General features: G+C 56.3%; 10 protein-coding genes. 9 read left to right on the top strand and 1 reads right to left on the bottom strand.

Annotated elements, in window-relative coordinates; all coding sequences use genetic code 11:
• Window positions 1-73: 73 nt before the first annotated feature.
• The 6 genes from ACGHJ7_RS14345 to tcmP all read left to right on the top strand — a co-directional run bounded on the left by ACGHJ7_RS14345 (window position 74) and on the right by tcmP (window position 4,828).
• Window positions 74-1,132, top strand: coding sequence for a nitronate monooxygenase family protein (locus ACGHJ7_RS14345; protein WP_103025253.1), 1,059 nt, complete (start codon window positions 74-76; stop codon window positions 1,130-1,132).
• Window positions 1,133-1,249: 117 nt separating this feature from the next.
• On the top strand, window positions 1,250-1,507 hold the full coding sequence (locus tag ACGHJ7_RS14350; RefSeq protein ID WP_103025254.1) for a hypothetical protein: 258 nt from the start codon (window positions 1,250-1,252) through the stop codon (window positions 1,505-1,507).
• Between the two features lie 750 nt (window positions 1,508-2,257).
• Entirely contained in the window at window positions 2,258-2,533 is a 276-nt protein-coding gene (locus ACGHJ7_RS14355) for a helix-turn-helix domain-containing protein (RefSeq protein ID WP_224800623.1), read from the top strand.
• Complete coding sequence (locus ACGHJ7_RS14360) at window positions 2,530-2,694, top strand: hypothetical protein (protein ID WP_158246688.1); 165 nt, start codon at window positions 2,530-2,532, stop codon at window positions 2,692-2,694. Before ACGHJ7_RS14355 ends, ACGHJ7_RS14360 begins: the two co-directional genes overlap by 4 nt.
• 143 nt (window positions 2,695-2,837) lie before the next feature.
• On the top strand, window positions 2,838-3,599 hold the full coding sequence (locus tag ACGHJ7_RS14365; protein WP_390479076.1) for a DUF5131 family protein: 762 nt from the start codon (window positions 2,838-2,840) through the stop codon (window positions 3,597-3,599).
• 74 nt (window positions 3,600-3,673) lie between these two features.
• Window positions 3,674-4,828, top strand: a complete 1,155-nt coding sequence (gene tcmP, locus ACGHJ7_RS14370) for a three-Cys-motif partner protein TcmP (RefSeq protein WP_390479078.1) — start codon at window positions 3,674-3,676, stop codon at window positions 4,826-4,828.
• Window positions 4,829-4,909: 81 nt separating this feature from the next.
• Here the strand turns inward: tcmP and ACGHJ7_RS14375 are convergent, their stop codons facing one another.
• Window positions 4,910-5,806, bottom strand: a complete 897-nt coding sequence (locus tag ACGHJ7_RS14375) for an AraC family transcriptional regulator N-terminal domain-containing protein (RefSeq protein WP_390479080.1) — start codon at window positions 5,804-5,806, stop codon at window positions 4,910-4,912.
• 148 nt (window positions 5,807-5,954) lie between these two features.
• Here ACGHJ7_RS14375 and ACGHJ7_RS14380 point away from each other — a divergent pair, with 148 nt between their 5' ends.
• The 3 genes from ACGHJ7_RS14380 (at window position 5,955) to ACGHJ7_RS14390 (ending at window position 9,377) form a co-directional block, all read left to right on the top strand.
• Window positions 5,955-6,680 (top strand): SDR family oxidoreductase, encoded by a 726-nt coding sequence (locus ACGHJ7_RS14380; RefSeq protein WP_390479082.1) that lies wholly within the window; start codon window positions 5,955-5,957, stop codon window positions 6,678-6,680.
• 373 nt (window positions 6,681-7,053) lie between these two features.
• Window positions 7,054-8,688 carry a sulfatase-like hydrolase/transferase gene (locus ACGHJ7_RS14385; RefSeq protein WP_390479084.1) on the top strand — a complete coding sequence of 545 codons (1,635 nt, stop codon included), beginning with the start codon at window positions 7,054-7,056 and terminating at the stop codon, window positions 8,686-8,688.
• Window positions 8,689-8,981: 293 nt separating this feature from the next.
• Window positions 8,982-9,377 carry a putative quinol monooxygenase gene (locus tag ACGHJ7_RS14390; RefSeq protein ID WP_390479086.1) on the top strand — a complete coding sequence of 132 codons (396 nt, stop codon included), beginning with the start codon at window positions 8,982-8,984 and terminating at the stop codon, window positions 9,375-9,377.
• Window positions 9,378-9,431: the final 54 nt, after the last annotated feature.

Genomic DNA, 9,431 nt, shown 5'->3' on the forward strand with positions numbered 1-9,431 from the left:
TTTACCGCCGTTCACATGAGGTCCTGATGGGTGCATAACCGGGTGATGGTTTAACTTTGGATGCTGAGCGCCTATGTCCTTTATCGATCAGTTTCAACTCACGGTGCCTTTGATCCAGGCACCGATGGCAGGCATCTCGACGCCCTTGTTAGCAGCTTCAGTTTCCGAAGCAGGAGGACTTGGATCAATTGGAGTGGGCGCGACTGATGCGGCCGGTGCACGGGCGATGATTCAGGAGCTACGCAGCCACACGGCCCGGGCCTTCAATGTAAACCTGTTTGTCCACTGCAGGGCCAAGGCGGATCCCGGTCGCGAGGCGGCGTGGCTCGCATCGCTTGCGCCGGTGTTTGCCGAGTTCGACGCCAAACCACCGACGACGCTGCGCACGATCTACAAGAGCTTCGCCGACGATCCTGACATGCTGGCGATGCTGTTGGAAGTGGCGCCGCCCGTCGTCAGCTTCCACTTCGGCTTGCCCTCGGCTGATGCCATTTCGGCACTGCACGCACGTGGTGTCTTTTTGATGGCAACCGCCACCAGCCTTGAGGAGGCACGGGCGATAAAAGCGGCAGGCATCGACGCGATCGTCGCGCAAGGCATCGAAGCTGGCGGCCATCGCGGAATATTCGATCCGACCTCGCCCGACGATGCACTTGGAACCTTTGTGCTCACCCGGTTACTAGTCCGGGAAACAGGACTTCCAATCATCGCTGCCGGAGGGATAATGGATGGCGCCGGCATCGCTGCTGCGCTCAATCTCGGTGCAGTCGCGGCGCAACTCGGCACGGCATTCATAGCGTGCCCGGAGTCCGCAGCAGACGAAGGTTACCGCACGGCCCTGAGAGGTCCGGGCGCGTATCACACGACGCTGACGTCACTCATCTCCGGCCGCCCAGCGCGTGCGCTTGCGAACCGCTTCACGGCGCTGTCAGATCAGCTTGGTGGACGGCTGCCGCCTGATTATCCGATTGCCTATGATGCCGGGAAAATCCTTCACACAAGAGCTAGGGCGAAGGGCGACGACGGCTTTGGTGCACAATGGGCCGGCCAGGGCGCACCGCTAATCCGCGAAATGCCGGCCGCACAACTGGTTCAGATACTACGAAAAGAACTCCAAACCAGTCTGGCCTGATGGACGGCTATCCACCCCATTCTTGCCGGCATGGCCGAGCGGGGACATTGCCAAGAGCAGCCTTTGCTCTAGCGACGACATCACGGTTATCTATGTAAACGTGAGGATAGCTTTTCGATGGTCGAATACATCTACCTGAAGCCCGGCGAGCAAATGCCGGAAATGGCTGACGAGGATGCGTGGCTTGTCGTCGAAGCTAGCGATGATGATCGATTTTTCGGCAGCGGCTACGGCTTCAAAGCGTCAGGTGAGGGTGTGTTTTACGCCTCGCTGCCGAAGAGCGATCTGAGCTTAGAGTCGGCGCTCGACGCTGCAAAACAGTGGGCCGCAAAGTATCAGGTTCCCCGCATATGGGTGCAAGCAACGCCCGATTAGCATAGTCCGCTGACCGCCCCATCCACGACATTAAAGCGTCAAGACTATTGCCCCTAAAGCCGCCCACGATCGTGGCTGCAACCAATCGTCGAGCATCCCGTGTGCGCTCGCAATCCGAATATCTGGCCGTTGGTGTGCGATGATCGCGTTGTTTTGCTGCCATGGCGTGGGATCATTTGGCGACGCTCTTAGGTACTGCCGCTGCAGAAAATTTGCGGTTTGGTTGCAGATCAGAGGCACACTCGCACCGCTATCACTGCAGGTCGCTGGCCGCGCCGGATGCAGTCGCGATGCAATCCGCTTGCAGGCGTGAGAAGCTCGGGGTATTTGTCCGCAAGCGTCTGATTTGAAAGGAAGAATCTAGGGCGAGATAAAAGCACCGCCGTCGGTCGGGGTGCAGGTGGTTGGTTTTGCTGAGCAATATGCGACGGCACTTAAGTAAGCCGACCGGCGCTCTCCTAACAAAGACGTGTGTTTTCAACTCAGTCAGCGACGGCGCATTGCGTACTCAGATGTCTTTCGAGCCTGATATGCGTCAGCATGCGTACCCATGTCCGTCCAAACAGATATCGGCGCATGCGATAGGATTTTCATTGATCATGTCCTTGGACGGCAGCGCATCAAAGGCGGCCCCAGCGTAGAAACGTCATGTGGCGTGGCAACCCATGATCGAGCGATACTCGGTGTCGATGGCGGGCCGGTCTGCTCCCCTCCATGATCCCCCAGGTCGGTCCGTCATCACCCAAATGAATGAAAGGACCGACCGGCATGCCATCCGCAGGCACGACAGAGCATCTTCGCGAGCAACGACAGCGCCAGACAATAGAACCGATCGTGATGCGTGTCCCCGAGGCCTGCCGCTATCTCGGGATCGGGCGCAGCACGCTCTATGTGCTCATCGGTAAACGTGAGATCGAGATCATCAAGCTGGGCAGTTCGACGCTGGTGCTGACTGCCAGTCTCCGATCGCTGGTTGAGAGACGGCGGAAGAATTCAGATGAGCCGACTGCAGAAGCTGTGCAATGACCATGCATCACGATCTCATGAAAGCCATCGTGCTCGCTGCAATCGTCAAGATGCCAAGCCACTCGAAGCGTCAGCTGGTATCGACGGTTCGGGAGCGACGCGAGAAAGCCGAAGATGCATTGGCAGCCAGCGTGGTCGTGGAACTTTCGCGGCGCTTCTAGTGCACAGGAGCAATGTCCGCTTCGCGCCCCAATCTCGGTCATTCGTATAAAGGTTGGCTGCGGCCGAAAGCGGTCATTCGCTCTCTGAAATCGATGGATTCACATGAGAATCTTGGTGTGCTAAACGGAACAGAGGACAGTATATGGCGCAACAATCTTCCATTGAGTGGACCGACCTGACTTGGAATCCGGTTGTCGGGTGTTCGATTGAGAGCGCCGGGTGCAAAAACTGCTACGCAATGCGCATGGCTGCCCGTCTGCAAGCAATGGGCCACGACAAGTACGAAGGGCTCACGAAACGCTCAAAGCGCGGCGCTGTCTGGACTGACAGAGTTCGCTGCCACGAGGATTCGGTTGAGATACCACTGACGTGGAAGAAGCCTCGCCGAGTGTTCGTCAATTCAATGTCAGACCTGTTCCACCCTGATGTGCCCAGCGACTTCGTGCGACGCATTTGGGAAGTTATGGGCCGGACGCCCCAACACCACTATCAGATCTTGACCAAGCGACCTCACCGGATGGCCGAGCTGTTGCAACATATCTCGCCGGACCCGCTTGCCAATGTCTGGCTGGGTACGAGCGTCGAGGATCGCCGCGTCATTGAGCGCATGGACTACCTGCGCGACGCCCCCGCGAGTGTTCGTTTCATCTCCTTCGAACCTCTGATCGGCGATGTTGGACGCGTAGACTTGGCCGGCATACATTGGGCGATAGTTGGTGGGGAAAGCGGTCCGCGCTCGCGTCCAATGGACACCGAGTGGGTCGAGAACATTCTCGATCAGTGCCTTGAGACGGGGACTGCCTTCTTTTTCAAGCAGTGGGGCGGAGTGAATAAGAAGAGCACTGGTCGCATACTGAACGGGCGCACTTATGATGAGATGCCCGACTATTTGATTGCGGATTGATCGCGGGCACCTCTTGACCCGCCACCGACAGCAAAGTGAATAAGTATTTCTAGCAACCTATTCACTGGTGTCCGATGGTCGATCAAAATTTGTATGAGGGCAGAGAGCCGGCCTACGTAAAACATACATTTCTTGAGCGGTATGTTCGCGACATGCTGCCGAAGGTCAGCCAGTTCAAAAACTTTGTTTATGTCGATCTGTTTGCTGGTCCTTGGAAATCCAAGTGTCAGGATTATTCAGATACTTCGTTTGGAATAGCGCTTTCGCAAATGGCGGAAGCCAAGAAAGTTCAAGATCGGTTGGGGCGCAAGGTTAAGATGGTTGCGCACCTTGTTGAGAAGGACGCCCACGAAGAGCTCAAAGCAGCGGTCAGCAAGTTCTCCGGAATTGACGAGATTCATGTCCACGCGGGCACTGCTGAGCATTTCGCACACAAGATCGCAAACTCCCTGCCACGTGACTGCTTTCGATTTGTCGTCATTGATCCCAAGGGACTTCCGGACATGCGCAAGTTTCAGTGCTTGGTTGCCCCAGACAAGACAGAAGTATTGATCAACTTCATGTTTGAGTTTGCCAACCGGTTTGCGCATACGGATCGACTACCAAAGCTAGAGGCATGGCTGTCCGAGCTGAATGATGACACTACTTGGAAGGCCGAGCTGAGTGCATTAAAGGGCGAAGATAGAGAAAGGTTCATAACGCGCCTTGCGACAAATGCGCTCGCGGCGATGGGGCAGTACCGTTATGCTCCATGGATCACGGTTGATGAAAGCGAAGTCGATCGCAGCCTCTATAAGCTGATCTATCTCTCTAGGCACCCAGCTGGAATTGGCGTCTTCCGGGACGCACAATCTCAAGCGCTTTCCCGGCAGTCTGCAATGCGGTCCGACATCAAGATCGCGAGGACGGGACAAGCAGGCTTGTTTGATAAACCGGGTGAAGCCGATCCCTTTGAACGTAGTGGCCAACTGATTGAGCGCGAGAGAAAGTCTGCCGAACACGTGGCCTACGAGGTTATCAAGGAGGCAGGCTCAACAGGCATATTATGGGAGAAGCTATGGCCACAAGTCCTTGAGCTTTGGCTGATCCGGCGCACCGAGCTAGCTAAAGCAATGGCGCAATGGCAGAAACAGGGTCGGATAAAAATTGAGGGTTGGGGGCCAAATCGGCGTTCGGCCAGAGATGGTGATCTCATACGCTTCGCAGGCCAGAGCGAGTCGACCGCGTGAACTTGGCAGTGAATTTTTGATGTCGCCAGTCGAATAGCTGGCTGTCCTCTCCCGGCCCCTCTCTTGTCATCCGGTTAGGTATCAAAGGGGCGTCAATATGTTAGCGCAGGTTTTCAAACGTATGAGATCTTGTCGGGGCGGTGCGCCGAACAAGCGAGAGTATTCGCGACTAAACTGCGAAGGGCTATCATAGCCAACCGCGAACCCGGCCGATCCTGCGTTAGCTCCCTCTGACAGCATGAGACGCCGCGCCTCTTGAAGCCGCAACTGCTTTTGATATTCCAAGGGCGTCATCCGTGTGACTGCCTTGAAATGCTCGTGCAGCGAGGAGGGACTCATCCCCGCCGCTGCAGCGATATCATCGATGCGCAAGCGCTGATCGAAAGCGGAGCGGATCGTGTCGATGGCGCGTCTCACTTGACTGAGATGACTGTCAGCCACTGCCATGTAACGCAATGTCGCCCCATGCGGCCCTGTTAGCAATCGGTAGAGGATTTCACGCTCGATCAATGGAGCCAGTGCGGGGACTGCCTCGGGACGATCGAGCAGCCGCACTAGGCGACATACGGCGTCCACCAGATCCTCGTCGCTTCGGTAGACGGCCAACGGGGGGAGGCTGGCTTTTGGCGCGCTTTCGCCTTCCTGTATAATGAGGTCAGCCAAAGTGGACTGGTCGATATCGATTTTCGCGCAGAGGTAGGGCGCTTCGGGACTAGCCTGCGTTACGTGCCCCACCAATGGCAGGTCTAGCGACACTAGCAGGTAGTGCTCAGCATCGTAGGTCAGGCTCTGATCGGCGAGCGATACACGCTTCGACCCTTGGGCAATCAGGCAAAGTGAGGCATCGTAGACCGCAGGCAGCGGGTGTGTCGGCTCATCGGCACGAAACAGAGACAGCCGTGAGATCGCAGTATCGACCATCCCCGTGCTGGCAACATGCCGCGCTATATGCGCCGCCAGTTCGGAATGCTTGTTCATTACCCTGCTTTGCCATTCCCCAGAGCGAATTTGCAATCCATCGAAATGTAATTCTGGAGGATCGTGCAAGGGTTTCGGCGGATCGAGATCACGCCTTCCTGACCATCGTCCTATCTGTCTTGCAATCAGACAAAAGAAAGGAACTGGCATGACGAAGACCATCGACAAGACCGTACTGATTACCGGCGCATCAAGTGGGATCGGCGAGGCGACAGTGCGCGAACTCGCAGAGACGGGCGCAAAGCTGTTCATCGGCGCGCGCCGGAGCGACCGGCTGGAAGTGCTCGCGGACCAACTGGGTGACGGCGTGGCTTGGCAGTCGCTGGACGTGACCGACGCCGAGAACTTCCGGGCCTTCGCCGCAGCGGCGCAGGAGCGGTTCGGAAGCATCGACGTGCTCATCAACAACGCCGGAGTAATGCCGCTCTCGCCCCTCGCGGCGCTGAAGCAGGACGAATGGACACGCATGATCGACGTCAACATTCATGGCGTGCTGAATGGGATCGCGGCGGTCCTCCCCCGCTTCGTGGCACAACGGTCGGGCCACGTGATAAATGTCGCCTCGATTGCCGCACACTTCGTGATGCCGAGCGCCGCGGTCTACTGCGCGACCAAATACGCTGTCTGGGCTATCACGGAAGGTCTTCGACAGGAGCATGACGATATCCGCACCACGATCATCTCGCCAGGGGTCGTGGAGACGGAACTGGGCAACGACATCACCGATCCGCAGATTGCATCCGCGCTGACGACTTGGCGGGAGAAATCGCTGACGCCGGATGCCATTGCACGGGCCATCCGTTACGCCCTGGAACAACCGGAGGGCGTCGACATCAACGAGGTGATCGTGCGCCCGACGGCTGCTGGGATGTAGCAAGATACTTGAGGAGCGCCGGATTCGGATCGGTGCAGCCGTTGGCGCTCCTCGACACTTGAAATTTACTCGGTTGGCCGGGTGTGTCCGGTTTGGGCGGCCACAAACTCAGAAGCGGTCATTCCGCTTACGGCCCAATTGCGGACGTTCGCCACCGCAAGATCGGTTCACAAAAACAGCCAAGATATAGGTGCATACAAGGCCAAGCGCTCTCTTTGTTGCCGCAATGAAATCGGCTAAGTATCACGTTGAGAATTTGCTTAGGGAAGCACAATCGTCGGCACGGTAATCAAACAGTATGAATAGACTTAAGATTGCTCTTGTCGGGTTGTCGCTGCTTGCGGGTGCCCCGGAGGTTTTCCGCCGCGTCGTAATGCTTTTTGAGCCCTCGATGCAGATTGTGGCGCTCGCCGCATTCGGATTGTTGCTGGCGCTTTGCACCGTTAGCCTAATCGGGGCGGCCTCCTTCCGGCACGGTTTTTTGCGCTGGCCATTGGCGGCGCTATTGGCTGCTGGGTCTGCGACAGTCGATGGCTACCAATGGGTGGTTGGTAGCTTTATGGACTACGACGCTTTCGTTACGATGATCCAAAGCAGCGGAGACGTTGGGAATGCGTTGACGCAGCATGGCACGGCGATTGTGTTGGCAATTGGCAAGTCACTTGCGCTTTTGCTCGGAATTGGCCTGAAACCTGCCGCAACGGCCAACATTATGCTGAAACTTGCTAGACTGTTCGCACTGCCGATCATTCTGACGTTAACGCTCATATTGTTTTATCGCGGCGGTGACGGAGCGAGCGGGCTGCCATCGTCGCATATCGGAGTAAGCTTTGGCCTGCTTAACGGTTATGAGCATTTGACCGAGGGCAACACCCCGCGAGAAGCAGTAGCGTTCAGACCAGTGGCGGCCGAATCTGCTGGCGATATTGTGCTCATAATCGACGAAAGCATCGCAGGAGCATATCTCGATATAAACAGTGAGCACGGCGTCTATTCCGGGCTCGCAGATCCCAAAACCGCATCGCCAGTGTTCAATTTTGGTCTTGCCGCCGCAGTTACGACCTGCAGTGCAGGCGCGAATGCCACTCTTCGTTATGGCGGGACACGGGACAATTACCGCCAGGCCTTCCGATCCAAACCGTCGATCTGGGCCTATGCCAAAGCGGCCAATCTCGAGACGATCTATGTCGACGCGCAGCGAACCGGAGGTGCTTATCAAAACCTGATGGACAATGACGAGCGCGCACTGATCGATCGATGGGATCAATTCGATGATGTTCGTGTGCTCGATCGCGACCATGCAGTGGCCAGCCGCTTGGCTGAATATCTGCAGGACAGCGAACGGCAATTCATCCTCGTCAACAAAATCGGCGCGCATTTTCCGGTGAACGACAAGTTTCCTAATTCTCATGCCCGCTATTCACCAATGCTACAGCGCAAGTCCTTGGATGTAAGCGAGGCACCGGCCGATGAGTTGGATGGACGGCAAAGCAATTGGGTTCTGTACCGCAATAGCTACCGCAACACGCTGCTCTGGAATGTCGGCGCTTTCTTTGACCGGTTCTTCGCTGAAGCGGAAATTGGCGATTCCACAATCATCTACACTTCCGACCATGGACAGACGTTTCACGAGCGGGGCGAATATGGGGAAGCCACTCATTGCACGGGCAATACTCAGATCGAGGAAGCAGTCGTGCCTCTTGTGGTTATCGGTGGACCCGCGCGCGACCACAGCCGTTGGGCACAAGCCGCGCAGCAAAATCATGATAAGCAAAGCACTTACCGCGTCTTTCCGACTTTGCTCGGGTTAATGGGCTATGCCGAGACAGATTTCGAAAAGACCTATGGGAATAACATCCTGTCTGATCAGCCCGATCCATTCACGTTTAATGACAATTTTAGCGCCCGTCTCGGCAGCGATCCTGTTTGGATTCCCATCCCGTTGAGCCAGATCGCGCAGCCGCCAGCCTCAGATTACGAGAGAGAAATGGAACGTGATGAGCAATAGCGATTGCCAAATAAATGTGCTTAGCAAAGAAATCCATTAGCTTCTCACCCAGTTGCGGATATTTGTCGCTTCGAGCAGAAACCCAAAAGCGGACTGTCCGCTACCCACCCAATATCGGACATTCGGCAATCGATAGCCACGTGCTAAAACCGGACGGGCAGCTATCTGAGCGTTTCAGACAAAAACGGACTGTCAGCTAACGACCCCATTGCAGACGTTCTGCTTGGCAAATCTTTTAGCCATTAGGCGACGTGGGCTGTTCATGCATTGCGCCTTTGTCTAGCTCATGTTGTATGGAATTTTCAAAGCGCAGCTTTATCGCCGCGGTGGTGGGAGCTTCCTGCACAGCTTGTGTGCCGTGGAACCTGGGGCGAACAACGGAAGGCGTTCTGATGTATGGATTAATCGGCAAGATGACAGCGGTAGAGGGACAGCGCGATGCCCTTGCTGCGATTCTGATAACGGGTTTGCGCGATATGCCAGGCAACCTTTCCTACATCGTAGCGGTCGCGCCGGAAGATCCCAATGCCCTATGGATCACCGAAGTCTGGACTGACGCTGAAGCTCACAAAGCCTCCTTGTCCCTACCATCTGTGCAAGATGCAATTGGCAAAGGGAGGCCACTGATTGCCGGACTGGAGCGAATAGCAGAAACCGCGCCATTGGGAGGAGTTGGACTGCCCAAGTGACGGCTCGTTCTGCGCTGGCTTGATAGCAAACCAGACCGTCCGCTTCCCACCCCA

Source organism: Altererythrobacter sp. MTPC7 (assembly GCF_042851395.1).
Classification (GTDB): Bacteria; Pseudomonadota; Alphaproteobacteria; order Sphingomonadales; family Sphingomonadaceae; genus CAJXSN01.